Below are 25,828 nucleotides of genomic sequence, written 5' to 3' on the forward strand. Positions count from 1 at the left end.
ATTAGTTATTTCTTCTGTTTTGTTTCCTTAATCAGACCGCGCAGATTCCAGAGCAATTTCTTATTTGCTTTGAAAAGAGCAGTCAGAAGCTCTTTGATTGTTATTTTATGGATGGCAATTCCTTCAATTGACCGTGCAAGTGAATTAAGGTCATCATCACTGAAATTTATGAACGTATTCTTCACTTTCAAGCTAAAGGCTATATCTTCACCAATTGTTGCACGCCATCTCTTTTCATATTCCTGCAGACTAGCTATGGAACAATCTCCTTTCTTAATGGCTTCGGCTGCAACTTCTGCCGCAATCTTACCAGCATCCATTGCATTAATTATTCCGCCGCCAGTTATTGGATCAGATTGCCTTGCAGCATCTCCTACCAACATCAGACCGTTTGCAATTGTCCGTTCGATGGGTCCGCTAACCGGCACCCCTCCATACACCATCTCAATTATCTTGCTTTCAGGAAAATGTTTCTCCTTGAATTCATTGAGATAATCAATAGCTTTTTTCTTCTCTGAACGACTTCCCAGAATTCCAACACCTAGGTTGGCTGTGCCATTACCTTTAGGGAATACCCAAACATATCCTGCAGGAGCTATTTCATTTCCCAGATAAAAATAGCAGAAATTCTGGTCAATATCAATGTTTGTGACAAGATATTGTACGCATGTTTCCATGTCTGATGGCTTGCAGGCAGTATTAATTCCAGCCCACCTGCCAACCTTGGATTCCATTCCATCAGCACCAACAACAATCTTGCACCTGATTTTGTATTCTTCTCCCAGATGCATTACCTTTACGCCACAGACAGTGTCATTTTCGATTATTAGATCAGTGGCCCGTGTCTTGACCATGACTTCAGCTCCAGCCATTGCGCTGGCATCTACAAGTGCTCGATCAAAGACTTTTCTTTCAAGTACATAACCGACTTCTCCGCCGGACATCTCTTCGTTCATTTCCACCATCGTCATGTCCGGTGAAAATATACGGGATCCAATTACATCTGCACAAATCCATCGGGGATCTGGCTCAATATGATTCTTGAGTGCAATTTTTGCAACACCCTCAGCACATCGGACAGGGTCACCTATTTCCTGCCTTTTTTCAATGAGAAGGACATCCAATCCCATTTCTGCGGCATATTTTGCAGCCATGGATCCGCCGGGACCTGCACCTACAACAACCATGTCATAATAGTCTTTCAACGTTTCACCTCAATAGCGCCAACCGGACATATCTTTGCACATATTCCACAACTGGTACAAGATTTACCAACTTCTATCCATGTCTCTACAAGTTCAAGTGATCCTGAAGGACATACTCCAACACATGCACCACAATAGCCGCATTTGTACCTATTTATGCTAATGCTCATCCAATCACCATGTCCAATCTCTAAAAACTGAGGTGTAACTAAGTCCTAATGTACTTCAAGATTCATATATATATCGTTTTGGCACCGCTATCATATACGGCAGATAGGACAGTTTCTTTGCCTTCTTACGCACTGACGATTTATAAGATATTTCCTCAAATATTTATAGGTACTTTGAAGACGATAATCGATTCCAAGATGTGAAGGATACAGATTTAGATCTTCTGCTGCCTTATGATTTAACTGCAATTGTTTACTGGAAGATAATAGGGGAAAAGAATCACATTAACTGGATAAGAACTTCTGTGAATGCTGCAAGGGATAATACTTTACTCTTCCGTTGCCACCTTCCTTCTTTACAAAATTATTTTTGGCATATTCCCTGGCAAGCCCTTTACCGTGTAATATCAATTCAACAATATCATTGGGTTCATCAATATCGGTACTGGCCAGAAATGAATCGTATTTTGCAAGGGAAAGTCCCAGCTGGCTGGCAATATTACAATGATTCTCGAAACTTGAATTATAGTACTTGACTCGGAATATGTCAGGTCTCCTAATATAAAGAATATTGGTACCTCCTCCCTTTCCCGGAACAATAACAATCTCTTCATCACTTGAAATTATTTCCCTGATGTGTTTTGGCCTGACAAGAGGCAGATCTGCCATAATTATTAAAACCGGTTCATTTTGACAAACGAGGTAGCTATTGAGAGCTTCATTAAGGTCGGCTTCATCCTCGATTACAGATACTCCAAGTCCGTCTTCAACTTCTTCCGGAGACGGCGTGAGTATATCAATGTTTGTAATGCCAGCTTCTTTCATAGATCCAATGACATCCTTTAGCATAAGCTCAACAAATGTTTCCCTCTGGATTTTTGTCATAACATTTGAAAGCCGGGATTTGGCATTTTTTTTCTTGTATGGAATAACCGCTCTCATTTGAATTCCCTGTATAAGGTGTCACGTTTTGTAGGGGTCCTGCCAATCTGATTAATAAGCCATTCGATCTCTTCCGGAGGTAGCCATTGCCCATTTGTACCGCCGGAAGCCATGGTTATTTGATCTTCAATCAGGGTTCCACCCAAATCATTGGCCCCGCAGTTAAGTGCTACCTGCGCGAGTTTTTTACCCAATTTTACCCAGCTTGCCTGAATATTTGGAATATGTGTATGAAGCAATATTCGTGAAATAGCATATAATTTCAAATCCTCGATTCCACCTGTTGCATACTTTCCCTTGTCCATCATCTCCTCACCTATTCGGTTATTATATGGCAGGAATGGTAATGGTACGAATTCGGTAAAACGTCCTGTCTTTTGCTGAATATCTCTTATAATCAGAATATGATCAATGCGTTCTTCCCAGGTTTCCACATGCCCATACATAATTGTAGAATTTGTTGAAAGTCCGGTTTCATGGGCTTTCATTATGGTTTCTATCCATTGTTCAGTGGTTATTTTTGAAGGACAGATTATTTTTCTTACCCTGTCGGAAAGGACTTCTGCAGAGGTTCCAGTAAGGGTATCAAGGCCGGCATCCTTAAGTTTTTGGAATGCCTCATTTAATGACAGTCCCGAAATACGGGCTGCATTGTATATTTCCATGGGTGAAAAAGCATGAATGGTTATCTCCGGGAACCTTTCTTTTACTGAACCAACTATGTCGATATAATATTCAAGATCAATATCTGGAAGAAAACCACCCTGAATACAAACCTCAATAACTCCCAAATCCTGAGATTCTTCAATTTGTTTTAGGATATTCGGGATATTCATTAAATACCCTTTATCCTGATTAAAAGAACAGAATTTACACTTTGCCGTGCACATGTTAGTAAGATAGATATTACGATTTATAACATAAGTTACAGTGTCTCCAACCTCTTTTTTTCGCAATTCGTCTGCAAAATTAAATATCTCAAAGGGATTCAATTCCAGAATTTCAAAAGCATCTTTTTTTGTGGCTTTACCGGCATAAGCACGCTCTTTTATTTCATCATCAATCATATGACACTCTCATATAATGTGTTTCTCTGGACAGGATTTCTGCCAGCAGTGTTAATAATCCATTCAAGTTCCACAACTGAGATGCTTTCCCCGTTAGTTGCACCTGCGGATTTGGATATTTTTTCTTCCATCAGTGTTCCGCCAAGATCGTTGGCACCACAGTTCAGTGCAACCTGTGCGAGCTTCTTGCCGAGTTTCACCCAACTTGCCTGTATGTTCGGGATATGTGTGTTCAGGAGGATTCTGGACAGGGCATAGATCTGGAGATCCGTAATACCTCCTGTTGCATATTCCCCCTTTGCTATCATCTGCTCCCCTATGGGATTATTGTATGGCATAAAAGGCAAGGGCACAAATTCTGTAAATCCGCCGGTTGTTTGCTGTATATCCCTGATTATAAGAATATGATCAATACGCTCTTCCCATGTCTCCACATGCCCGTACATCATTGTTGCAGTAGTCGGTATTCCAAGATTATGGGCGGTTGTGACAACATCAATCCATTTTCGGGTGGGAAGCTTGGAAGGACAAATTATCTTGCGAACCCTGTCCGAGAGAATTTCTGCTGCGGTTCCGGGCATTGTATCAAGACCGCTATTTTTGAGTCGCTTTAGAGTATTCTCAACAGAAAGGTTACTGGCTTTTGAAAGATGATATACTTCCATAGGAGAGTATGCGTGGATGTGCATGTCCGGAAAGTTGGATTTGATGGAACTAAGGATTTTCTGATAAAAACCAATATCCGGTTTCTCAAGCAAGCCACCCTGAATACAAACTTCAGTTGCACCTGCATCATTTGCTTCCTTTGTTTTGTTCAGGATCTCTTCCACCCCTAGGAAGTAATTCTCTTGATGTTTAAATGCGCAGAATCCACAATTTCCTAAGCATTTGTCTGTAAAATTGATATTGCGGTTTACAACATATGAGACTTTATCACCGACAGCAATTTGTCTCAACTCATCGGCAAAGGAAAGCAACTCAAATAGAGGTACTTCAAGCAGCTTCATGGCATCCTCTTTGGTTGCAGTACCTGAGTATGCCCTTTCAATTATATCCTGGGGGATAGTTTGTTCCATTATTTTCCTTCCTTTTAAGCTCTGTAGCCTTCATTATCCGCAAGAGATCTTATGAGGACATCCAATTTTTCCCCATACCATTCCTTCTTTATAAATTTAGGGTATATTGATAATCTTTCCCTTAATGGTAGACCTTTTAACATTTTCCTGAGTTTTTCCACATCAGGCCACTCTGCTTCAGGATTAATCCAGTCTATAGTTGTAGGAGATATACCTCCCAGATCACCTGCTCCGCATTTCACAAGACTGTAAGGATCTATCAGGTTTGGGGCTACCTGCACTTCCACATCCGGAGGAAGAATTTTCCTTGCAAACCTGACTGTTTCCATCATTTCTTTCTTTGTTGGAGGTGCATTATTTTCCATTTCAGTCCCAGGTTTAGGCATAAAATTCTGGATAATTACTTCCTGTATGTGATCGTACTTTTCATGGATTTCCGCAATCTTTTGCAAAGATGCTATCCTGTCGTCTTTCGTCTCACCGATTCCCACAAGAATGCCTGTAGTAAACGGAATTTTTAATTTCCCTGCATCTTCAATCATGCGTATCCGGATGTCGGGTTTTTTTCCCGGGGAATTTGCATGAGCCTTCAGAGTCGACACGGTTTCAAGCATAAGCCCCATGCTGGCGTTAACAGGTTTTAGTTTTTCAAGTTCCTGATAGGAAAGAATGCCTGCATTGGTGTGGGGAAGCATGCCGATTTCTATTGCCATTTCACAAAGATTGTAAACATAATCCACAGTGGAACTATAGCCCAGTTCCGCAAGCATCTGCCGGTACTCTGGAACCTCTTCGGCGTACTCCCCAAAAACAAAAAGTGCTTCGGTACATCCGGCACTTACACCGCTTTGCAGTATTGATCTGACTTCATCTTCTGCCATAAGGCACGCCTCAGGGTGATTCGGATCCCTGCGGAATGTGCAATAGCCACACCTGTTCCTACAAATATTTGTCACCGGAATGAAAACGTTACGTGCGAATGTGACATGTTCTGGCATGGATTGAATGTGAATTGAAAGCTTTTGTACATAAGTTTAATGCAAGTTTCGTCGGAGAATTTTATTTTCCCGATATACCATTATTATATGAGGAGAGATTTTTGCATAGTATGCGATGTATAATTCTCGCATCAGGATCTCCTCGCCGGAAGGAACTATTGTCCCAATTAATCGGAGATTCATTCGAAGTAGTTGTACCCTCATATGAAGAATCCGAAATTGAGGATATGGATCCTGAATCACTCGTATTGCATCATGCTGTCCAAAAAGGACACGATGTTGCTAAAAAGTTACAGAAAGGAGTAGTAATTTCCGCAGATAGTATGGTTTTATGCGAGGGTAAGCTTCTCGGAAAGCCGAATTCGAATTTGCAGGCACAACAGATGTTGAAGCTAATTAATGGTCAGATAGTGCAGGTTATTACAGGGCTTGTTTTGATTGATGTGAATAACGGAAAAGAATTGAAGGACACGGTTTCAACTCTCGTTTTTATCAAGCAATTATCCGATGACGAGATTGCCAGTTATGTGACTTCAGAGGAGCCTATAGACAAGGCTGGTGCATTTGCCATACAGGGCAAAGGAGCTGCCATAGTTGAACGTATTGAAGGAGACTACTTTAATGTAGTCGGATTGCCTTTATTTACCCTTTCTGAAATGCTCATGCAAATCGGGATCAATGTTCTGGGTCCGACTCCGCTGGAGTAACGGTCTGTTTTGTCCCTTATAATCCATTTCCCGTATATGTAGTATATCAGATATGGAAATCCAGTAAATCCATCATTTCAACAATCGGAAGAGCGATTCGGTATGAAAAGGATAATTATTCACACGATCATTGAAGGATAAGCCCCATTTCCGAGAGAAGTTTCTTCATGACGATTTCGCCAATTTTGGAATGTATTCTACAAAGATGTTCTTTTGCTTTGAATCGGTAAGATCATTGCAGGAGTTTTAAAGTGTTCATAACGCCAAGTGCAATGCCTTCTATCTCAATTCCGCCTTCCTCCTTTGCACCATCGCCTACGACAAAGAGGTTCTCCACAGGAGTCTTATTTCCTGGATCAGAGCCTGAAGCAGCCCGATTTACAGGCCAGCCGTTATGATAGGACTGAACGAGCAAGACTTCGTAATCCTTTCCTGCAAACAGTTCCTCCAGATCCTTTAATCCCATATTGATTTCTTCTTCGAGATTCCCAAGACGATCCCAGCTTACGCACTGATGCGCCATGACAAGATGTTTTCCCGGAGGAGCAAGCCCGGGATCAATATTTGTAACTTCATTGATTCCGTTCACACGCCGGCAGAATGGCGTAAGAAGCACTCCACTATGTCCTATAAGCGGTTCATTTGCTCCAAGACATATTTTGACGCCTGCAGAGGATTTGATGTCTTTTACATTTTTGACGTAATCCTCATTAAGGTCGCTATTTTTGCAGAGCTGAGAGGTTTGTAGGTGACCGATATCGCTTATCACGAGGTCGGCAAGGTATTCTTTGCCATCAACAATAACGCCGGTTGCAGTGCCGTTCTCTACAAGAATTTCTTCAACTTCGGATTTAAGGTGAAGCTTTCCTCCGTTTTCACGAATGACATCTGCCAGCGCATCCGAGATACCCTTGCATCCACCGATTGGAACGCCGGTTCCGCCATATTGGTACAAATTCCTGACAATGGAAAATGCTTCTTCCACAGGAACGTCCTTGCTTCTCAGGCTAAGCGCCCAGCCACAAAAAGAATCTGCAATTTTACGGGCATTGCTTTCATTCAAATTTCGGTTAATCCATTCTTCAAATGTAACTCCAGTTGGTGGATTTCGTTTTGTCGTTGCGAGAAGGAAAAACAACTTAATCCTGTTCCACAACGAAAACTGTGTTCCGAAATTGTTGAAGGGAATGTCTTTGTATCCTTTGTAATAATTGTCATCTTTGCGGCTTGCTGGAACCCTAATAACCGCCATTGGATTACAGCGTACTATTTCAACATCCGCTCCCACGTCCCGTAGGAGCTTTGCCAGAGGGCCACCCGGACCATGCGGGACCATGTGAAGTGCACCCGTGGACAATTTGAAACCTTTGCAATCGATGTTTGTAAAACGTCCGCCATATATTGGAAGGCGTTCAAAAATGTCTACTTCATGGTTATCCCTAACAAGAGAGGCGCCGGTTAAAAGCCCCCCCAATCCCGCTCCTACGATTGCAACTTTCATTCTCCATCCTCGATAGCTTTCATTGGACAGTAAAGCATGCAAATCTTACAGTTGGTGCAGGCATCTGTAATATGAGCTCTACCCCCTGCCATCACAATAGCATTCTGCTTGCATACTGCTGTGCATTGTCCACATCCTACACACTTTTCAGTAACTTTCACTTGGTTCCCTCTTCATTGTGGAGTTCAAAATACTCTCTTTTGATGGAGCATATTATGGGTATTGAACATTTAGCATCCCTATTAATATTTTCTACATTCAATTGGTAACACAATTTACAGAACATATTGTTAATTATAAATGATGATAATAGTTATATATGGCAACTACCAACATATCTCAATGGTGATAAAATGTCTACAAAAGATATATATATGTAGTTTCACGCCAAAACGGCAAAGTTGTTTCGAAAAAAGTAAGAGCTTCTCCTTACGAATTTACTATAGCTACCCGTGCCAAGTGGGAAATGATTATTTCTGATGAAGACATTGAGATACATGCGGGCGAGTATCGAAAGATCAGAGTTCAAGAAATAACACTTGGTCCCGAAACTCTTGTTATTCCATGCGCATTCACTTATCACAATGTAGTGTCCACTGTTAAAGTAGGTTTAAAAGAGGGAACTTCTGTCATTGAAAAACCACGGCATATTCACTATGCATACGTTTTTGCTCAGGAAACAGGCAAAGTCCGTGAAGGAGAGTTGATTGGCGTACTCAACATATTCCCAATAATGTTCACACGAGATGCAGTTGAGCCTGTTATACTCAAATAAGGGGGCCATACTGATTGGATAAGTGCATTATTTGTGGGGAACCACAAGATTACAAGATATACAGTGGCTACAATATCTGCACCACATGTGCGGATGTGATGGAAGACGTGATGGGCGAATATTTTCTTCGTACAATACACAACAAATCAAAACCAAAATCTCATGAAGGTTATCTTAAGTATCTGAGCAGTACTTCTAAATATATTTCCGATTACAAGAAAATTACTCAAAATTCAAAAAAATACGTGAATACCACCCTTGAGAAGGCTGGCATTAAGCTTGAAAATACTGAATCTCCTTCACGACAACGCTATTTTGAACGTATGCAATCTGTTCTCAAGTGGCTGTCAGAAAATATTGATTTCTACCACTACTATTTCAAAAAATACTATGTTTGCCCGAGTTGTGGTTCATCTATTTTTGATAGTTACTCAAAGGAAGAAGTCGGAGATTGGCTTATTATCACCTGTTCAAAATGCGGTGAGGAGATTAAAAAATATTACTCCCAAAAAACTGCCTGAGTGTTAAAAAGTTTTGGAGGGTGTGGAGCAAACTACTACTAAAACCAAAGTCTGAACGGTGGACAGAGCTTCAACCCTTCAATAATTGCCAGTTAATTTTGCAATTGCCCTGTGCAATCCATGGATACTGAGATCCTTACCCAGATACATCATCGGGCATTTTCCCGTTATGCAGGTGATACCTTCTTCATCACACATTTCCCGTACGGCCGGAGTATCCGTGCGCCAGTGAATCCAAAAATTTTTAAATCCTCTTTCACGCAAAGGGATTATTAAATCCGCCGGATCAATGGCCGTTACCCCAATGATAATTTTTTCAACATAATCTGGAATTCCAGAAACATCAGCATCTCCAGCTGAGACCTTTATTACACTTACCTTTTTTCCTCTTTTCATAAACTCATCCACAACCCATTTCATCGCAGGTTTGCTACCATCTGTGACTACGGCAAAGGTATTTCCTTCTAAAAATGCTTCCTTTTCATTAGCCATTACTAAAAACCCCCATGTTCATCTATGCTGGATAATAGAATATGATACAACTTAATTGTATCTGAAAAGAGAGAGTTATGCGTGGAAATATGTTGGGTTTCATCGAGATTTTTCGAATCCATTTTTGAATAGAAATATGACTTTCACCTAAAAAACGCCCAATTGAACGAAATCCCAATCCCTTAGAAGGAAGGAATAAAGCAAAAACATCGTTTCTTGCATTTATTTTTGAAGAATAGAAGTATAGAACCCCGAGAAATTTCGGGGTTCACGGTTTTGGACGCCCGAACCGGGATTCGAACCCGGGTCGGAGCCTCGACAGGGCTCCATGATAGGCCTCTACACTATTCGGACAAATATTCGGGCAATCCGTTTTTGTTTTTGTGCGAGTAGCACCTTAATATCAGTGTTAATATTTAAGCCTTATGCTTCTGAAAGAAGTATGATCCCGCCTCCCAGACTCGAACCGGGGACATCGCGGTGCCTGCGCGGAATGTGGATATCCACATCGACCATACTACAGCCGCGCACTCTACCACTGAGTTAAGGCGGGACTTTCACCAGCGAGACACACTGATAAGCACAATCCTACTTATCCTTTTCGGAGAAAAGGTAAAAAAAGGGAGTTAGAAAGTATCTAGTTCCCCGTTAACCACCATTTCGGTGATTTTTGTTATGTTAGAAAGCCAATCATCTGCAACAGCTTCAGCTTCATCCTTAATTACAGCAAAATTAGCATCCTCTTCTGGAATTACCTGTAAACCGGCAACCAGTGGTTGATCAATTGGTTTTCCGATCTGGGAAAGAATCTGCACATATATCTCTTTAATCTGCGGGACTTCCTGTGCAATATCCCTCGCCATTTGAGTTGATAGAAGATTATAAATCTTCCCTATATGGTTAATCGGGTTCTTACCACTTGTTGCTTCCATGCTCATTGGCCTGCCTGGGGTAATCAGCCCATTGCAGCGGTTTCCACGACCAACTGAACCATCGTCACCCATTTCAGCAGAAGTACCCGTAACTGTCAGGAATATAGAACCAGAGTCTGAGCAACCTGAATTACGTATTACATCTGCAGCATTGATACGGGCAGATACACTCCTATCTGTGTATTTCTGTGCCAGATCAAGCACGTATTCTGCCATCTCATCTTTGAAGTTCACGTAAGTGTCCATATCATCGACATATTTGCCAACCATGCCACAACAAATAGTGAGGGTAATGTCATCTTTTTCACGAAGACCCATGACCTTTATGTCCTCCCCCACAGCAGGCATTCTCTTTTTGAGATCTGTTATAAGCTGTCTTTCGGTGTTGTAGACTATGCGTTCAAGTTCTGAGAAAGGAGCATGACCAACACCAAAAGATGTATCATTGGCAATAGGAACCTTTTCCCTTGCAAAAACATCCCTCAGATCTGAAGAACCGGTTCCAAGCTTACAGTCTACAATAATATCTCGATCCATATCAAGATTCGGAATCGTATTTTTCAGGTAGTTACGAGATGCATTAAGAGCAATTGATTCCGCAGGAATTTCAACACCGTCAAATTCTTTTGTAGCTCTTCCTACAAGAAGAGTGTAGATCGGTTTTATTACTTCTCCACCACCAAAAGCAGGTTTGGAACGGCCAGCCACAATTTGTGTTTCATCAGTGTTGTGATGGAGGACAGTTCCGCATTTGTCTATGTATTCTTTGCAGAGTGCACGGCTCACAGCCTCTGCAAGACCATCGGAAATACTATCCGGATGACCGATACCTTTTCTTTCCACAAGTTCGATATCACGTTTTTCTACTGGAGTTTGTACGAGCCTTTCTACCTTTATGTTCCGCATAATTAAGCCCTCATAAAACACATCGTTGGGAGTATCAAATCTAAAAAGCATCTCAAGAGAAGATTTGCACATTATGAACATTTCTTCTATATATAATAGTTACTACAAAGATTGATGATAATAACCTTCAGTAATATTTGAATTAACGCTGGCAAAAATCGCCAAGTATTATATTATAGAAAAACCCTTTTTGGTGCGAAGCGAAATTGTTCCGAAAATGAGGCATACAATGATACGTATCGCAATACCTAACAAAGGAAGACTTCATGACCCGACAGTTCAGTTATTTAAGGAAGCAGGTCTCCCGGTTATTGAAGGAACTCGCCGGAAGCTCTTTGCTAAAACATCCGATCCTGAAATCCAATTCCTGTTTGCACGTGCTGCAGATATTCCTGAATATGTTCAGGATGGAGCTGCTGATGTCGGTGTCACCGGACTGGATCTTATTTCGGAAACCGAATCAAATGTTGAAATACTCCTTGATCTGAATTTCGGAAAAGCAAACCTTGTGCTGGCAGTTCCCGAAGAATCCAGCATTGCAAGTCCTGATGAACTTGAAGGGATGCGCGTTGCTACTGAATTCCCAAATATTACTAAGAAATATTTCACGAATCTGGGAATTGATATCGAAGTTATCAAAGTAAGTGGTGCCTGCGAAATGACACCTCATGTTGGAATCGCGGACTCAATTGTGGATATTTCAAGCTCCGGCACGACACTTGTCACAAACCACCTTAAGCCAATTGCCGAAGTATTCAAATCTTCTGTATATCTCATTGCCAATTCCAAAACCAAAGAAGATAATGAGAAAGTACTCCATATCAAAACAGCTCTTGAAAGCGTACTGCATGCCAAGAACAAACGTTATCTCATGATGAATGTGCCTCACCAGAAGCTTGATATCATCAAGGAAATACTTCCCGGCCTTGCAGGGCCTACGGTTATGAAAGTGGAATCCAGGAGTGACACTATGGCTGTGCATGCTGTAATCGATGCGGACGTTGTATTCGAAACCGTTAGCCGGCTGAAGGAAGCAGGCGCCAGTGGCATTCTAGTGGTACCTATTGAAAGATTAATTCCCTGAAAGGTGTGAGTGAATGGTTTTTGAAGTAATACCTGCCGTGGATATGAAAGATGGCAAATGTGTCCAATTGATACAGGGGCAGCCTGGTAAGGAAAGGGTTTCGCTGGATGACCCGATTGCTGTAGCCAAGGCCTGGATTAGACAGGGTGCCAGGACTCTGCACCTGATTGATCTGGATGGTGCTATTGAAGGTGAACGCAAAAACAAAAAGCTCATAGAAAAAATTGTTGCTGTTGCCCGGAAAGAAGGTGTGTCGATACAGGTAGGCGGAGGAATCCGCAGCTATGAAGATGCTGCAGAATTGCTTGAAATTGGAGTTGATAGAGTAATTCTGGGAACGGCAGCTGTTGAGAATCCTGAGCTTGTCGTAAGACTTGCCAGGGATTTCGGAAGCGAACACATCAATGTTGCACTGGATTCAAAGGAAGGAAAAGTGTCCATCAAAGGCTGGACAGAACTTGCTGACCAGACCGCACCGGAACTGGGAAAAATCATGGAAGAAAAGGGAGCAGGTAGTATTTTATTTACAAATATTGACAGTGAAGGTCTCATGGAAGGAATCAATGCACAGCCTACCATTGATCTTATTCAATCAGTCAATATCCCAGTAATTGCATCAGGCGGTGTAACCACACTCCATGATATAAGGATACTTAAAAAAACCGGTGCAATTGGTGTTGTAGTTGGGAGTGCTCTCTATGTAGGGAAGTTCACGCTGACAGAAGCAATAAATACCATAAGTGAAGAAGATTGATGTGATGGGCGATTCTCATGCGAAATGCAGCAATATCCAGAAAGACACGTGAAACCGACATATCTCTTGAGATTAACGTTGACGGGAATGGCAAAGCTGAAATTGACACAGGAATTGGTTTTTTCGACCATATGCTGGAGGCTTTTACAAAGCATTCTGGATTTGATCTTAAAATCAAAGCCAAAGGGGACCTTATAGTCGATGGGCACCATCTCATAGAGGATGTAGGGATAGTGCTGGGAAAAGCTCTCGACGAAGCCCTTGGCGACAAAAAAGGAATTGTTCGTTTTGGGGATGTGCGTGTTCCGATGGATGAAGCCCTTGCAGAGGTTATATTGGATGTCGGTGGCAGAAGCTATCATAAGATGGATGCAAAATTCAGATCTCCCAGAGTAGGAGATTTCAATACCCAAATGGTGGAGCACTTTTTTGATTCCCTGACTCGCAATGCAGGAATTACCATGCACTCAAGGGTAACCGGATACAATGACCATCATATGATTGAAGCATTGTTCAAGGCTTTTGCATATGCCATGAAAGCTGCAACATGTATCGAAGGAGATAGTGTCAAAAGCACAAAAGGTTGCCTTTGATTAATTTCCGAATTTATTCCGAAGTCTGCCGTAAAACTGCTGTTCGGCTGTGCTTCCGGTCTTAAACAGTCTTTCCACAATAAGTTCAGGCGTACTTTTTGCAATATGGTTATATTGTGGATTCCTGTTAACAACTAATTTCAGATCTGAATCCAGCCCCTTTGCCTCGATTCCATCAACACGAATTGGACTTGAAACATTCTCGATAATAAGTTCGGATAAATGGGATACAAATACTCCTGTGTTTCTTTTATTCTCTGACAACATCTCAAGGATGCCAGCAATTATTTTTGCTGAGGCCCCGGGTTCGGTTATTGATTCAAGCTCATCAACAAGCACCATTTTCGGAGTGTCATCATTGAGGGAAGAAAAAGTTCTCAATGTGCTTTCAAAAGCACCCGCGTCAAGTGTACCCTTTGATTTACCGTAATAATATATTCCCTCTGTAAGCCCTATTTCAAAGTAGTTCGCAGGAACCGGGAATCCCATGTGTGAAAGGATGGTGCATTGGGCAATCAATTCAAGCAAAGAAGTCTTTCCGCCTGAATTAACTCCGCTGAGTAGTACAACAGAGGATTTGTTTCCATCGGGATCGAGTGATGTAGCACCAACTGAATAATCCACTGCATCAACATCAAAACCACTATTTGCAAGAAAGAGGTTTTTTGCACCTTTAAATGCAATCCCACCTTCTATGAGCACAGGCATCTGCAGATCAAAAGCTCTGGAAAAACGGGCTATTGTAAATCCCACATCAAACTCAAGCAATTTTCTTACCATTTTTCTGATTAAAGGATAATAGGCATGAAGATCCCTTGCAAAAGAACGTTTGAAACACATCTGTCTCTGGAACAATTTCCTGCTGATCTCCGATTTTAATAACTCAATTTTTGAATCATTGATTTGCAGAGGATAATCAACTCTTTCCGGAAAAAGACTATCAAGTAAGAGGGATTCAATGGAGTTTAATCCGAGATCTGCTACAATGGACTCTTTGGTAGAATTCAGGATTTGCATATATGACTGCTCCATTTCCTTGGAAAGGATCTCTTTCATGGAGACTTCACCTCTGATAATATCGACCATGTCTTTCCCGCTGAGGGTCAATCGGCTATTTCCAAGAAATGCATCTATCTGCTGGTTTGCCGTTTTAAGATATGCTTTTACTGTTGTTTCCAGACATTCAATGATCTCCGACAGCCTGTCAATTTCCTCATCTGTTCCTGTTAAAACATCGCCTTCCTGATCTATCTGGGATAGCAAATCCTGCAAAGTATCAAGATCGGGGCTATCTTCCATAAATGATATTCCTTCTTCCTTGAGTATCAAAGCAACCTCAATTGCATGATTTATCACAGTCATATTAGAAACAAAGTAGGCAATTTCTCTTTCCGGGAAAATGAAACATTCGTCAACATCATGCAGGCTGGAAATAAATTCAGGGTCTATTTCATCTGGAAGAATATACTCAAGAAACTCTTCCCCCACGGCTATGACCTGTAAATAACCTCCAGCGACATCAACAAACTCATGTTCATTTTCAACCATTTGAATAGGGATATTATTCCCAAAACGCTCCTTTGCAAGGGTAAAATCTTCAGAATTGGATACTATGATTACACGATCCCTTATCCTTGGCAAATGGATATTTTCATTAAGTGGTTTAATTTTGGAAAGCAATTCACAAATCCGGTGATTATCTGCAATCTTGTAGCAAGTTGAAAGGTAACCTGAGACCAGATTCCTGTTTTTTTCAATGAGATCCTTTCTGCTTGCAGGATAGGGAATGAATATGTTCATCTTATCCCTTGCATAGGATGTGGATGCAAATGATTGAATGATTTCAATCAACCTTTTGTATATATCAGTGATTTCCTTATTCTTCAGAAAAGCGTTAGCTTCGATACCTTCTGCTTTTGCATGAAAATCCTGAACAAGTGAGATAGCATATCGCCTCCCGATACCCTCAACTTCCGAGATCCCTGCAATATCGGCATCCATTATCGCTGCTATTGCTTTCTCTTCATCTCCGAAATGGGAGATTAATCGCTGTGCCATCTTCTCCCCGATTCCTGGAATGCTCTGCAACCCATCCATTAATCATCACCCTAAATACTCGTGAAATCAAAAAGTGTGGTATTACTAATACCCCTCTCTACACGATATCTATCTTTTGCAGCCATCCTGCTTATTCCTGATGTGTAAGCAGGTTGCATTTTCTTTGCCAGCCCAGGATTTCTGCGATTATCAATCATCTGTGTACAGTAATACATATCCCACAAATTTTCGAGTTTTTCGTCACGTTTTGAGGATCGCAGAGACTCGATTTCAGATGCTGGAAGGACATCAAAGTGCTTGTATCCAAGATATTCTCCATTTGCAATGTATGCAATATCATTCTGGATTACAGCTACTGGTAAATCCGGATTGCGCCGACCTAGCCATTTGCAGAAAAGATCACTAATGGAATGAGGAGGGTTTATTTCACTTATTATCAGATTATCAAAAACTTCTGTTCTTGCGAACATGCAGAGAGAATGGTAGCTTTTTGTCACTTCCCTCATGTAAGTGTAATATCTCTTTCCTTCACGCGATCGTTTGTTGTAGAGGGCATCAATATTTCCATTACAACCCGCCAGAAAACGGACAAATGCGGCCAGATCTACCGAGGAATGACGAAGGACACATTCAATGTATTTTACGGGGGGAATATCGGCTTTTGAGAACTTGTGCCACTTATTGCTAAAAAGCTTCTTCATAAGTTCCGGAATCTGATCAGAGCAAACATTTGCTGCATGTAATATTTTTTCAGTATCATCTTTTTTGACAAAGCACAATTTCATCTCAATTTCTGCCGAGTTGCTACCATATAAAAGTTCGGCATATGGGTATTTCATAATATACAACGATGCCTGCAGGACGCTTCCAACAAACGGAAAAAAGGTAATTATCAACTGCACGCCTCCAAAAAATCACTGAGGGAAGCCTGAGATTTACCATTTATACAAATAAACGGACGTGCTCTTCCCACAACAACTCCCATTCTTGTAAGCTCTTTTTCCTCAAACAAGGGCCTTGAACGCAGGATTCGATCTGCGCTTATGGGACCAATCCCTGGAACCCTTATAAGATCAGAAAATGAAGCTGAGTTTATGTCAACTGGAAACATATCACGGTTGGCCTTAGCAAGCTCAAGTTTTGGATCCGAGTTTGAAAGAAATCCATGTTCATCATACACCACATCAAAATCATCTGCCTTTATACCATACTCTTTCAGGAGATACGAAACCTGGTAGAGTCGCTGTTCCCTCCACAGCGGAGATGGTCGATTTTCTGAAAGCGGTGTATCTGGCACCGGATCAAAACTCATAAAATATGGCCGGCGAAGGGAATATTTTTTCATAAACTCACTTACAGTATTCACGATCTCCGAATCCGGTTCGTTAACTGCCCCCACAACAAACTGCGTATCATTAGCACCAACTAACCGATTAGTTCCCCGGAATTCCTTCCGTTTTTTCCGGATAATCCGATCTGTCCAGTGTAGTCTTTGCAAAACATCATTCTGGTAATCAAAATTGGGACAGATTTCCGAATAATTGGACTTGTTCGTGGTCTCGGCATTTACTCCGAACTTGTTCGCAACTTCAGCTATCTGATCAAGAATGTACTTTGGGGTTCCAGGCATCAGCCTCAAATGGATATAACCTTTGAATCCCTGCTGTCGCAGTAAAGTTGCCACTTCAAGTTGTTTCTGGGAAGTAATTTCAGGTTCCCCTATCACACCGGATGAGAGAAAAAGCCCCTCAATAGCGTTCTTCCGGTAAAATGACCATGTGATTTTGGTTATTTCATCCGGTGATAGAGATACTCTCGTTACATCTCTTTCGCAACGGTTAGGGCAATATGTGCACTCTCCAGAGCAGTAATTTGTCAGCAATGTTTTGTAAAGCTGGATGCACCTTCCATCAGGACCAAAAGCATGACAGATAGCACTTTGGTTACAACTGTCATATTTTGTCCCCGAGGAAAGATATTTCATTCTTTCTGTAAGAGAGAAATGGTGTCCTGAAAACCGTTCGCTCATTGTTTAGCTGTAAGCCTGCCCCCCATATAACCAAAAAGTAAGCATCCTGAAAGTATTCTGAAAAACCCGGGTTACTTTTTCACATGTATATCCAGTTTAATTTTGGTAACCGGTTCCAGCTTTTTCCATTCAACGGTAACATCATCTTCAAGTTTGTATTTTCTGACAGCTTTATTGCCTAATTGACCGTTTACTTCATAGATATAGAGTCCTTCATCCCCATCAGTGGAAACAATCATTTCCCGATCACCTTTTTTCTTTATTTCCACTGATGCCACATTTTTGAGAGCATCAAGCAAGGTTGCTCCTTTTTCAACTTCAATGCTTTTTCGTGGGGCAAATGAATCAACAGCAGTCAATATTCTAGATTTATTAGGGAAGAGAACATGAGATTTACCAAAAATTTTCCTTTCAATCAACTCAGCTTTTTCAAGAACCTTAATATGCTTTGATGCTACCGGAACTGAAATATTAAGGACTCTTGCCAATTCAGAGATGTGCATCTCTTTCTCTGCCAGAATTTCCAGTATTTTTAGACGAGTTTCGCTTCCAAGGGCAACAAAAACGTTATTAACCGATTTTTCCATGAGTCTCACAATCAATTATGCCTTTTATTTTTAGGGAGGGTTCAGCGAACACTCATTTTTTTGATGGCATCCACACTTTTCAGAACATCATTTTCACATTTATTCTCAATTATTTTTGCAGCATTGCTATCTTTTAGGAGAGGAGAGATAATAGAATAATCAATATTACCGGATCCTATTGGAGAGTGGTCATCGCCCATACCATTGTTATCATGCAGATGAAAATGCGCTATTTCCATATCTAAAAAATCCTTTAAATTGTCCATGGTATGGGCATGACCAACATCCAAGGCAAAAAAATTTTCCCCAAGATCAAGCCCCGGTTCACGGAATATAAAACATTCCCACATAGGCATGTTTTCCAGACATATCTTAACTCCCGTTTCTGAATGAATCTGTTCTAAAACCGGGATCGAATGGCTAAATGCTTTAAGGGCACGATCCCTCTCATACGGGAAAGCAACATAACCGGGATGTACAACCATTATTTCACTATCAAGCTTCATGCATATATCTGCCATTTCTTTCAGGATCTCAAGTGAAGCTTTCCGGATGGGTTCTCGTATACTGGCAATATTCAGGTCAGAAGTCGGAGCGTGAACTGTATATTTTAGGTTGTAAGAGTTGGCTACTTCACTGATGTTATGGTTGAGAAGATCGTGCTGTCCCTCAGAGAAGATTTCCGCACATGAAGCAATGGATTCTATTTTTTCCAATGTTTCTGAGAGGGGTAGCTCATGAAATGCAAAGGATGAAACACCAATCATTTTAACTCACCACAACTTTACCTGACTTACTGTTTGTGTCATATAAATAGCTATCTCAAAAACTATTGTAGTATTTCAAATTAAGTTGAATGTCTGATGCCCTATAAGATCATAAGTGTTACAACAATCCCAAAGCTTTCAAACGACAATCTTGTCCCATAATGATAAACACAAAGAAATAATACTTTGAAAATCCTACATCTTTTTACTTGCCATATCCTTATTTCAATTGCATTCATCGCTTCTGGGAGACATTCACGGAAGAAACAGAATATATCCTATTCAGCAGCAAGGGGATATCCTATATTCTTTAAGAGAATCTTCAGAATGTATAGTTGTATCTACTGCCATTATGAGCCCTTCCCTTGCCGCGATATAAAATAAAGGATTTATAGCAGTTTCAATCCTTCTTTTAATAGTGCACTATCAGCATGGATTTCTATAGAATTATCTGTTAAATACACATCATATCATTTTACATTAATTTTGAGTGGATAGCTTTTGCTTTATTTTGCAGATTGTTTCAATGAAATACTCTGTTTCTTTTCTGACATCATCACTACAAACGACTGCAGAAATAGCAACCAAACTATCGGCTCCATTTTCAATAACTGATATACAGTTGTCTTTATTGATGCCCCCAATAGCAACAATCGGAATATCAATGGCAGTTTTTACAGCCTGAATCCTTTCTGGTCCAACACCCATACCTGCGTCCTTTTTAGTAGTAGTGTCAAAAATCGGACTGAAACCCACGTAATCAGCCCCTTTTCTTTCTGCCTCGATTGCTTCGTCTGTATTATGGACTGTAAGGCCGATTATCTTATTTTCACCCAGAATATTTCGTGCCAAATCAATCGGCATATCTTCCTGTCCAATATGCACTCCATCAGCTCCCACAGCCAAAGCTACATCAATACGGTCATTTACCAGAAAGATGGCATTATCTCCACATATTTTCCTGATCAGGATAGCTTCCTCAATCATCTCTTTTGTGCTCTTGGCTTTCTCTCGGTACTGAACAATCTTACATCCAGCCTCTACTGCAGATTTCACATCGGACAATGTACCTTTTCTGGATAGGCCGGAATCGGTCACAAGGTAGAAATCAATATTTTTAAGCAAAGATTTGCATAATGACATAAATGCAGACCCCCATAAATTCAGCTTTCAATACTCTCAACATTGATCAGAGGTGCTGCTTTTTCATCAGTAAGCCCGGATACTTCATCATACAAATGCATCTTGAAACTGCCACTGCCTGTTGATTTGGCGGCAGCCAATTCTCCGGCAATACCAAAGAAAGACAAAGCATCTATTGCTGCATCACAGAAATCATCGTTCAGAGCTGCAAATGAACCAATTATTGAAGCCGCCATACAACCGGTACCAACAATTGAACCCATTTCTGCATGACCGTTTTTAATAGAAAATATCCTTGAACCATCACTGACTATATCTTCTTTACCGGTCATCACAACAGTACATGACCTTGATTTTGCCAAATTCTTTGCAAGCAAGCAGGGATCTGCATCAATAAAAGTTGCTTCAACTCCTTTTGTATGGGCATTTTCACCTGCCAGTTTTGCAATCTCAGAATAGTTGCCTTTAATGATATCAACATGAGCACTGTCAAGGATCTTTGCAGCCATTTGATTTCTGAATTGAGTTGCACCCACTCCTACGATATCGAGTACCACAGGAATTTGTTTTTCATTTGCAGCCTTTGCAGAAATTATCATAGATTCGATAAGTTCAGATGTCAGAGTTCCGATGTTAAGTACAAGGGCAGAGGATATTTTGGTCATATCAGCACATTCTTCTACAGCATGAGACATGACGGGAAGAGCGCCAAAAGCCCTTGTTATATTTGCACAGTCATAGATTGTAACCCAGTTCGTAATATGATGGATCAATGGTTTCGTTTCTCTCAGTTTTTTTAATGCATCCTTCATTGTCTTCCTCCGTAAAATTCCCATCAATGTTTTTCACAATCGTGAATAGATGTTGCATAATATTTAATAAACCTTACATCGCCTGATGAATTAAAAAAGAATTAAGACAAAATACCAAGTTTACAGCTTTATTGCTATTTTACAATTTATTCACATACGTTATTAGCAGTATAAATCCTGACAATTTCACCAGCCTGTTCCTCTCCCACCCTACTGGCAACAATTTCCCGAAAAGCCATTAAATAATTAGGTCTCAAACAACCAAGGCTTTCCCTCCCATCTTTTATCAGATCCAGCGGATATTCCAGTTCTTTCTCTAAAAGTGACTTCAGACGACGAGAAAAATCAGATATGTCTCTGGAAAAATGGTTTGCAACCGCTTGGCAGGATTGATTTGAAATTGACACCTGAACTGTTGCATTCAAAATCACTGCACTCAGGTGCAAGCTTTCTCAGTAAATTTATATCTGTTTCGTCTAGTTTACGAGCCATAACTTCAATTTTGGGATATATTAATTAAAAGGTTGCGTTTTACAAAAACCAAAAAATGAATTCTGCCGGCAAGGACATCATACAGTCAGCAGAATTGCTTGCAAACCCCGTTTACATGGATTATGCCATGTATGCAAAACACAGGAGCAAGATAAGACTTGGGTGAGGGATAAACATGAGAGACGTAGCTATTTATCGGTGTGAAAACCACAAAATTCGGAGAAATGTTGGGATAAGAAGTCTTGAAGATTTTATTTGATGGGCTTAATTGACTTCTTAATTCTAAATTGGGATTGTAAAAGTAAAGGTACTGCCAACTCCAACCTCACTCTCAACCCAGATTTTTCCGCCATGCATCTCCACATATTTTTTGGAAATGGAAAGTCCCAGCCCAGTTCCTCCGTATTTGCGAGTTGTAGAAGAATCTGCCTGTACGAAAGGAACAAAGATTTTGTCAATTTTGTCTTCCGGAATACCAATCCCTGCATCTTTAACCGCTATTTCCACCCGATCTCGATCAACTTTTCTGACAGTCACCGAGATTTTACCATTATCATCAGTGAATTTTATAGCATTGCTCAATAAATTAAAAACGATCTGCTTGATCTTAATTTTATCAGCCCTGACTTCTATATCGATGTTATTGGGTATTTCAAGATCAATGGATTTACTCTGTGCCTGTGGTAAAATGATAGCTTTGATCTCAGAAAACAGATCTCCCAGATTGAAATATTCACAAACAAGTTCTATTTTACCGGTTTCTATCTTCGAAAGATCCAAAATGTCATTTATAAGATTAAGAAGATGCCTACCACTTTTGGATATATTTGACACATATTTTTTCTGCGAATCATTGAGCTCTCCCTTAATTTCAGTCAGCAATAAATCGGAATATCCTATTACTGGATTTAATGGCGTACGTAGTTCATGACTCATGGTTGCCAGAAACTGACTTTTGTACCTATTTGCTTCTTCTGCAGCAATTTTTTGTTGAATAAGTGAATCCTCTAATTCCTTCCTTTCAGTTATATCCCGAACAATTACCAATACGGTAGTGTCTTCTTTTGGTACCATTCGAGCTTCAAATGTTTTTTGAACCCCATTCATCTCAACCTCATATTCATATATATGAATCCGTTTTTCATGAAGGGTTTTTTTAATATTTTCCATTGTAATAGATGCAATATTATCAGGAAATAGATCCTTTATGTTTTTGTTTAGAAAAGCATCCGGTGATAGCAGTAAATCATTATCATCAGGTGCATTATAGTCTATGACATTTCCTTTTGTATCTATCTCAAAAATCAAATCTGGCAAAGCTTTGTTGATGGATTTATTTCTTGCTTCACTTTTCTTTAAATCCGTTATATCTACCATCAAGCCACGTAGGAAATAGGGGCGTCCATTTTTCGTTTCAACATTTACAACATCTCGAATCCAGATTACATCTCCATTCTTTTTTACAAAACGATACTCAAAAATATGATTTTCACCATGCTCTGTACATTCAGCACAGTATCTAGATGCCCATTCTTGATCTTCTGGATGTAAATGATCTATCCAAAATTGTAGATTAGTCCATTTTTCTGGTGGAAATCCCAATTTTGTTGTTACTTGAGGAGAAATGTAAGTCCACTTATCTTTCACAATATCATATTCCCAAAAAATGGCATCTGAAGATTCGATCAAATTGCGATATTTTTCTTCACTTTTTTGTAGATTATCATATGCCCTTTTTTGTAAAGTTATGTCATGACCTACACCTATAACACATTTCTGTCCCCTGTATTTTATTGGTGTAAGTGTAAGTTCAAGAATTTTAATTTCATCATGAACCAGATATGGTGTTTCTATGGTCCCACCAGTCTCCCATAACCTAAAATGTTCTTCTAAATTCACATTTTCCTGATTTCGAGGTAAGAAATCACGAATATTCATTGTTATAAGATCTTCAAACGCAACTTCAACAAAATTGCAAAACGCATCATTTGCCTCTATGTAATTGCCCTGTGTATCAATAATCGCAATAGGGTTTGAATTGTTTTGAAACAACGCTTCATAAAATCGAGCATTATCGCTTGTGAAACACTCATCTTCATTATTTTCAATTGAGGACAATATATTACACTTCCAACTACAATGATGTGTCTCTTTAAAAAAACACTCATAGCAGAGTTATTTATATATATATATATATATATATATATATATATATATATCTTTTTGCTCTGTAAAAATCCTCTTCTCTACAACTGAGTCACTACATTTTATATAAGAAGATGTCGCCCCCTGTGACTGTTTGCCAACAAAAACACAAGGAGATGGCCGTGTTTGTTCCAGATTAAAAATCTGGAACTCCCATTAAATCAGAGATTTAATTGCAAAAAGAAAATATGGGAAGAAGTTGCGAGCACGAAAATACAGAAATCGGGTAAAAAAGTTAATTTTAAACCACTAATTCATAATATAAGTAGAATAATTTTTTATTAATTATTCAAATGAAGTTTTTTACAGAACATATGAATTATTGGTTTTTGATAAACAGGGCGGCAAAAAGCAGAAGTGCAACGATAAATCCTGCAATTCCAAGGTTTGAGATGCTGGTTTCCGGTTGGGTTGCAAGGTATGCTGAAGCTGCCATTATTATCGAAACAAAAACGTATTTGGCGGTGGAATCCACTATCCTGGCACGCCTTAATTGCCTGCTTTTTTCCTCGATTTTTTCTATCCGATATCCCCTGATTGTTTCAATAACATCGTTAATTCCCTGTGGAAGGTTCTTGAAGATTTCGAGATATTTATCTCCTTCAAGCTGGAAGTATTCTGCAGCCCTAAATGGTGAATACCGCTGCAACATGACTTTGGCAATTATAGGTCTCGCATCGTCTATAATACTGAATTTTGGATCAAGTTCGAGGCAAACACCTTCAATTAAAACAAGTGCTCTCTCAAGAGTGGAGAAATCACTTGGAAGGGCTAAATTGTATTTCATGGCAAGCTTTGCATAGTTGTCGTTCTGTCTTTCCCCCATGCCATAGTTTTGCTTGGCAATAAGATCATCAAGGTCAAGTTTGAATTTTCTAACATTGATTTCTTCTTTGTTTATGTTTGCAATCTTCAGAAAGGCTTCGAAAGCAATATCGACATTTTGTTTGTAAATTCCGTAAAAGAGGTTTAACATGTTGCGCCTCAGTTCACCGTCAATAATCCCAACCGCACCGAAATCGATGTATGCAATTCCTCCGTCTTCTTGAATAAGGATATTTCCTGCATGGGGATCAGCATGGTACACTCCATCAAGGTAAACCTGTTTCAGGTAACTTGAACTGATAAGATGTGCATAATGCGATCTTTTCTCAGGATCTATTTTGGAAAGCTCCTTGGCAGGAGTTCCCTCCATGTATTCCATTACAAGGACACTTTCGGTACAGTAATCCTCGTAGACTGCAGGTATTCGCACTTCATCTATATCTGCAAAGTTTTCATGGAATCTTTTTAGGTTGCGGGCTTCATTCCTGAAATCCAGTTCCTTGTTCAGAAGTTCCCGGAATTCATCAAGAAACTCATCGAAATTGATCTTTTTTCCAAAGCCTCCAACCTTGACTATAATAGGCTTGAGATCATTAATTATTGAGAGGTCGATATTTATTTTATCTATCAAGCCGGGACGTGCTACCTTTACTGCGACTTTCTGTCCTCCAATGGATGCTTCATAAACCTGCGCAATAGATGCGCTTGCAATTGGTTTTGTGTTAAATTCATCAAAGACACCTGTGATGAAGTCCACATCTACAGCAGACCTTTTCGAGCTTTTTTCATCCATCCCTCCTATTGTGCACTGGAATCCTTCAAAAGAATCAATCATTCTGGTAAAATCCAAAGGCTTTACCTTATCCTGAAGATGGGAAAGTTCCTGAATGTAACTTTGTGGCAATAAATCAGGACGTTTGCTCATGATTTGTCCAAGTTTGACAAAAGTGGGTCCCAGTTCTTCGAATGCAAGCCGTAATTTCTCGGCATTTTTCTGGTTTTCCACGTCAGCGTAACATGATGTAACCTTATTGTTGGAAACGTAGTTTCTCTGGATTTCCTTATACAGAAGACTGAATAGGTTGTATTTTACGAATACGCGGAAGATTTCCAGATATCTTCGAATTTTCCTGTAAAACCCTAAAGTCGCCAATTAACGATTCCTCGACTATTATTATAATAGCAAT

At 40.1% G+C, this 25,828-nt stretch carries 26 protein-coding genes and 2 tRNA genes; 6 read left to right on the forward strand and 22 right to left on the reverse strand.

What is annotated here, in order from left to right; all coding sequences use genetic code 11:
- Positions 1–5: 5 nt before the first annotated feature.
- The 6 genes from PWQ49_RS05255 to cofG all read right to left on the reverse strand — a co-directional run bounded on the left by PWQ49_RS05255 (position 6) and on the right by cofG (position 5,458).
- A complete protein-coding gene (locus tag PWQ49_RS05255; RefSeq protein ID WP_300608717.1) occupies positions 6–1,205 on the reverse strand; it encodes an NAD(P)/FAD-dependent oxidoreductase in 1,200 nt (399 codons plus the stop codon).
- A complete protein-coding gene (locus PWQ49_RS05260; RefSeq protein ID WP_300608719.1) occupies positions 1,202–1,375 on the reverse strand; it encodes a 4Fe-4S binding protein in 174 nt (57 codons plus the stop codon). The genes PWQ49_RS05255 and PWQ49_RS05260 overlap by 4 nt, the downstream gene beginning before the upstream one ends.
- Positions 1,376–1,660: 285 nt before the next feature.
- Complete coding sequence (cofC, locus tag PWQ49_RS05265; protein WP_300608721.1) at positions 1,661–2,317, reverse strand: 2-phospho-L-lactate guanylyltransferase; 657 nt, start codon at positions 2,315–2,317, stop codon at positions 1,661–1,663.
- Positions 2,314–3,384: a 7,8-didemethyl-8-hydroxy-5-deazariboflavin synthase subunit CofH gene (gene cofH, locus PWQ49_RS05270; protein ID WP_300608723.1), complete on the reverse strand. Its 1,071-nt coding sequence runs from the start codon at positions 3,382–3,384 to the stop codon at positions 2,314–2,316. The genes cofC and cofH (PWQ49_RS05270) overlap by 4 nt, the downstream gene beginning before the upstream one ends.
- A complete protein-coding gene (gene cofH / locus PWQ49_RS05275) occupies positions 3,381–4,460 on the reverse strand; it encodes a 5-amino-6-(D-ribitylamino)uracil--L-tyrosine 4-hydroxyphenyl transferase CofH (RefSeq protein ID WP_300608725.1) in 1,080 nt (359 codons plus the stop codon). The genes cofH (PWQ49_RS05270) and cofH (PWQ49_RS05275) overlap by 4 nt, the downstream gene beginning before the upstream one ends.
- A 14-nt stretch (positions 4,461–4,474) precedes the next feature.
- On the reverse strand, positions 4,475–5,458 hold the full coding sequence (gene cofG / locus PWQ49_RS05280) for a 7,8-didemethyl-8-hydroxy-5-deazariboflavin synthase subunit CofG (protein ID WP_300608727.1): 984 nt from the start codon (positions 5,456–5,458) through the stop codon (positions 4,475–4,477).
- 110 nt (positions 5,459–5,568) lie between these two features.
- On the opposite strand from cofG, the gene PWQ49_RS05285 reads away from it, so the two are divergent.
- Positions 5,569–6,165 (forward strand): Maf family nucleotide pyrophosphatase, encoded by a 597-nt coding sequence (locus tag PWQ49_RS05285; RefSeq protein WP_300608729.1) that lies wholly within the window; start codon positions 5,569–5,571, stop codon positions 6,163–6,165.
- A 232-nt stretch (positions 6,166–6,397) separates the two neighbouring features.
- Here the strand turns inward: PWQ49_RS05285 and PWQ49_RS05290 are convergent, their stop codons facing one another.
- Positions 6,398–7,666: an NAD(P)/FAD-dependent oxidoreductase gene (locus PWQ49_RS05290; RefSeq protein ID WP_300608731.1), complete on the reverse strand. Its 1,269-nt coding sequence runs from the start codon at positions 7,664–7,666 to the stop codon at positions 6,398–6,400.
- Positions 7,663–7,827 carry a 4Fe-4S binding protein gene (locus PWQ49_RS05295; protein WP_300608732.1) on the reverse strand — a complete coding sequence of 55 codons (165 nt, stop codon included), beginning with the start codon at positions 7,825–7,827 and terminating at the stop codon, positions 7,663–7,665. Before PWQ49_RS05295 ends, PWQ49_RS05290 begins: the two co-directional genes overlap by 4 nt.
- A gap of 209 nt (positions 7,828–8,036) precedes the next feature.
- Between PWQ49_RS05295 and PWQ49_RS05300 the strand changes: the two genes are divergently transcribed.
- On the forward strand, positions 8,037–8,441 hold the full coding sequence (locus PWQ49_RS05300; protein ID WP_300608797.1) for a DUF22 domain-containing protein: 405 nt from the start codon (positions 8,037–8,039) through the stop codon (positions 8,439–8,441).
- A 14-nt stretch (positions 8,442–8,455) separates the two neighbouring features.
- Positions 8,456–8,962 (forward strand): hypothetical protein, encoded by a 507-nt coding sequence (locus PWQ49_RS05305; RefSeq protein ID WP_300608734.1) that lies wholly within the window; start codon positions 8,456–8,458, stop codon positions 8,960–8,962.
- 78 nt (positions 8,963–9,040) lie between these two features.
- Here the strand turns inward: PWQ49_RS05305 and PWQ49_RS05310 are convergent, their stop codons facing one another.
- The 4 genes from PWQ49_RS05310 to PWQ49_RS05325 form a co-directional block, all read right to left on the reverse strand.
- Positions 9,041–9,454: a hypothetical protein gene (locus PWQ49_RS05310; RefSeq protein ID WP_300608736.1), complete on the reverse strand. Its 414-nt coding sequence runs from the start codon at positions 9,452–9,454 to the stop codon at positions 9,041–9,043.
- Positions 9,455–9,735: 281 nt separating this feature from the next.
- A tRNA-Asp gene (locus PWQ49_RS05315) sits at positions 9,736–9,808 on the reverse strand.
- 92 nt (positions 9,809–9,900) lie between these two features.
- Positions 9,901–10,007: transfer RNA gene (locus tag PWQ49_RS05320), tRNA-Tyr, on the reverse strand.
- 73 nt (positions 10,008–10,080) lie between these two features.
- Positions 10,081–11,295, reverse strand: a complete 1,215-nt coding sequence (locus PWQ49_RS05325) for a methionine adenosyltransferase (protein WP_300608799.1) — start codon at positions 11,293–11,295, stop codon at positions 10,081–10,083.
- 226 nt (positions 11,296–11,521) lie between these two features.
- On the opposite strand from PWQ49_RS05325, the gene hisG reads away from it, so the two are divergent.
- The 3 genes from hisG to hisB are packed head-to-tail and all read left to right on the forward strand — an operon-like array spanning position 11,522 to position 13,723.
- Entirely contained in the window at positions 11,522–12,376 is an 855-nt protein-coding gene (gene hisG, locus PWQ49_RS05330) for an ATP phosphoribosyltransferase (protein WP_300608801.1), read from the forward strand.
- Positions 12,377–12,389: 13 nt separating this feature from the next.
- A complete protein-coding gene (gene hisA / locus PWQ49_RS05335; protein ID WP_300608738.1) occupies positions 12,390–13,130 on the forward strand; it encodes a 1-(5-phosphoribosyl)-5-[(5-phosphoribosylamino)methylideneamino]imidazole-4-carboxamide isomerase in 741 nt (246 codons plus the stop codon).
- A gap of 17 nt (positions 13,131–13,147) precedes the next feature.
- Positions 13,148–13,723, forward strand: coding sequence for an imidazoleglycerol-phosphate dehydratase HisB (hisB, locus tag PWQ49_RS05340; protein ID WP_300608740.1), 576 nt, complete (start codon positions 13,148–13,150; stop codon positions 13,721–13,723).
- Here hisB and PWQ49_RS05345 read toward each other — a convergent pair whose 3' ends face one another.
- From PWQ49_RS05345 to PWQ49_RS05390, 10 genes are all read right to left on the reverse strand, one after another.
- Positions 13,724–15,820 (reverse strand): helix-hairpin-helix domain-containing protein, encoded by a 2,097-nt coding sequence (locus PWQ49_RS05345; RefSeq protein ID WP_300608742.1) that lies wholly within the window; start codon positions 15,818–15,820, stop codon positions 13,724–13,726. It lies immediately after the preceding gene.
- A gap of 11 nt (positions 15,821–15,831) precedes the next feature.
- A complete protein-coding gene (locus PWQ49_RS05350; RefSeq protein ID WP_300608744.1) occupies positions 15,832–16,677 on the reverse strand; it encodes a DUF4130 domain-containing protein in 846 nt (281 codons plus the stop codon).
- A complete protein-coding gene (locus PWQ49_RS05355) occupies positions 16,674–17,810 on the reverse strand; it encodes a radical SAM protein (RefSeq protein ID WP_300608746.1) in 1,137 nt (378 codons plus the stop codon). The genes PWQ49_RS05350 and PWQ49_RS05355 overlap by 4 nt, the downstream gene beginning before the upstream one ends.
- Positions 17,811–17,881: 71 nt before the next feature.
- Positions 17,882–18,397 carry a metalloregulator ArsR/SmtB family transcription factor gene (locus PWQ49_RS05360; RefSeq protein ID WP_300608748.1) on the reverse strand — a complete coding sequence of 172 codons (516 nt, stop codon included), beginning with the start codon at positions 18,395–18,397 and terminating at the stop codon, positions 17,882–17,884.
- Positions 18,398–18,438: 41 nt separating this feature from the next.
- Entirely contained in the window at positions 18,439–19,164 is a 726-nt protein-coding gene (locus PWQ49_RS05365; RefSeq protein WP_300608750.1) for a sugar phosphate isomerase/epimerase, read from the reverse strand.
- A 480-nt stretch (positions 19,165–19,644) separates the two neighbouring features.
- On the reverse strand, positions 19,645–20,307 hold the full coding sequence (thiE, locus tag PWQ49_RS05370) for a thiamine phosphate synthase (protein ID WP_300608752.1): 663 nt from the start codon (positions 20,305–20,307) through the stop codon (positions 19,645–19,647).
- 20 nt (positions 20,308–20,327) lie between these two features.
- The gene (gene thiM, locus PWQ49_RS05375) at positions 20,328–21,119 is read right to left on the reverse strand and encodes a hydroxyethylthiazole kinase (protein WP_300608754.1); all 792 of its coding nucleotides are present in this window, start codon (positions 21,117–21,119) and stop codon (positions 20,328–20,330) included.
- A gap of 146 nt (positions 21,120–21,265) precedes the next feature.
- Positions 21,266–21,565 carry a hypothetical protein gene (locus PWQ49_RS05380; RefSeq protein ID WP_300608756.1) on the reverse strand — a complete coding sequence of 100 codons (300 nt, stop codon included), beginning with the start codon at positions 21,563–21,565 and terminating at the stop codon, positions 21,266–21,268.
- A 328-nt stretch (positions 21,566–21,893) separates the two neighbouring features.
- Positions 21,894–23,729, reverse strand: coding sequence for a PAS domain-containing hybrid sensor histidine kinase/response regulator (locus PWQ49_RS05385; protein ID WP_300608758.1), 1,836 nt, complete (start codon positions 23,727–23,729; stop codon positions 21,894–21,896).
- Between the two features lie 406 nt (positions 23,730–24,135).
- Positions 24,136–25,794 carry an AarF/UbiB family protein gene (locus PWQ49_RS05390; protein WP_300608760.1) on the reverse strand — a complete coding sequence of 553 codons (1,659 nt, stop codon included), beginning with the start codon at positions 25,792–25,794 and terminating at the stop codon, positions 24,136–24,138.
- Positions 25,795–25,828: the final 34 nt, after the last annotated feature.

The organism is Methanohalophilus sp. (assembly GCF_030156785.1).
In the GTDB taxonomy this organism is placed as follows: domain Archaea; phylum Halobacteriota; class Methanosarcinia; order Methanosarcinales; family Methanosarcinaceae; genus Methanohalophilus.

Bases quoted from the DNA above. Each gene is read 5' to 3' on its own strand.
- thiM (WP_300608754.1), bottom strand. From the start codon at position 21,119: ATGAAGGATGCATTAAAAAAACTGAGAGAAACGAAACCATTGATCCAT.
- hisA (WP_300608738.1), top strand. From the start codon at position 12,390: ATGGTTTTTGAAGTAATACCTGCCGTGGATATGAAAGATGGCAAATGT.
- PWQ49_RS05290 (WP_300608731.1), bottom strand. From the start codon at position 7,666: ATGAAAGTTGCAATCGTAGGAGCGGGATTGGGGGGGCTTTTAACCGGC.
- PWQ49_RS05345 (WP_300608742.1), bottom strand. From the start codon at position 15,820: ATGGATGGGTTGCAGAGCATTCCAGGAATCGGGGAGAAGATGGCACAG.
- thiE (WP_300608752.1), bottom strand. From the start codon at position 20,307: ATGTCATTATGCAAATCTTTGCTTAAAAATATTGATTTCTACCTTGTG.
- PWQ49_RS05355 (WP_300608746.1), bottom strand. From the start codon at position 17,810: ATGAGCGAACGGTTTTCAGGACACCATTTCTCTCTTACAGAAAGAATG.
- cofC (WP_300608721.1), bottom strand. From the start codon at position 2,317: ATGAGAGCGGTTATTCCATACAAGAAAAAAAATGCCAAATCCCGGCTT.
- cofG (WP_300608727.1), bottom strand. From the start codon at position 5,458: ATGCCAGAACATGTCACATTCGCACGTAACGTTTTCATTCCGGTGACA.
- PWQ49_RS05365 (WP_300608750.1), bottom strand. From the start codon at position 19,164: ATGATTGGTGTTTCATCCTTTGCATTTCATGAGCTACCCCTCTCAGAA.
- PWQ49_RS05360 (WP_300608748.1), bottom strand. From the start codon at position 18,397: ATGGAAAAATCGGTTAATAACGTTTTTGTTGCCCTTGGAAGCGAAACT.
- PWQ49_RS05310 (WP_300608736.1), bottom strand. From the start codon at position 9,454: ATGGCTAATGAAAAGGAAGCATTTTTAGAAGGAAATACCTTTGCCGTA.
- PWQ49_RS05260 (WP_300608719.1), bottom strand. From the start codon at position 1,375: ATGAGCATTAGCATAAATAGGTACAAATGCGGCTATTGTGGTGCATGT.
- PWQ49_RS05285 (WP_300608729.1), top strand. From the start codon at position 5,569: ATGCGATGTATAATTCTCGCATCAGGATCTCCTCGCCGGAAGGAACTA.
- hisB (WP_300608740.1), top strand. From the start codon at position 13,148: ATGCGAAATGCAGCAATATCCAGAAAGACACGTGAAACCGACATATCT.
- cofH (WP_300608725.1), bottom strand. From the start codon at position 4,460: ATGGAACAAACTATCCCCCAGGATATAATTGAAAGGGCATACTCAGGT.
- cofH (WP_300608723.1), bottom strand. From the start codon at position 3,384: ATGATTGATGATGAAATAAAAGAGCGTGCTTATGCCGGTAAAGCCACA.
- hisG (WP_300608801.1), top strand. From the start codon at position 11,522: ATGATACGTATCGCAATACCTAACAAAGGAAGACTTCATGACCCGACA.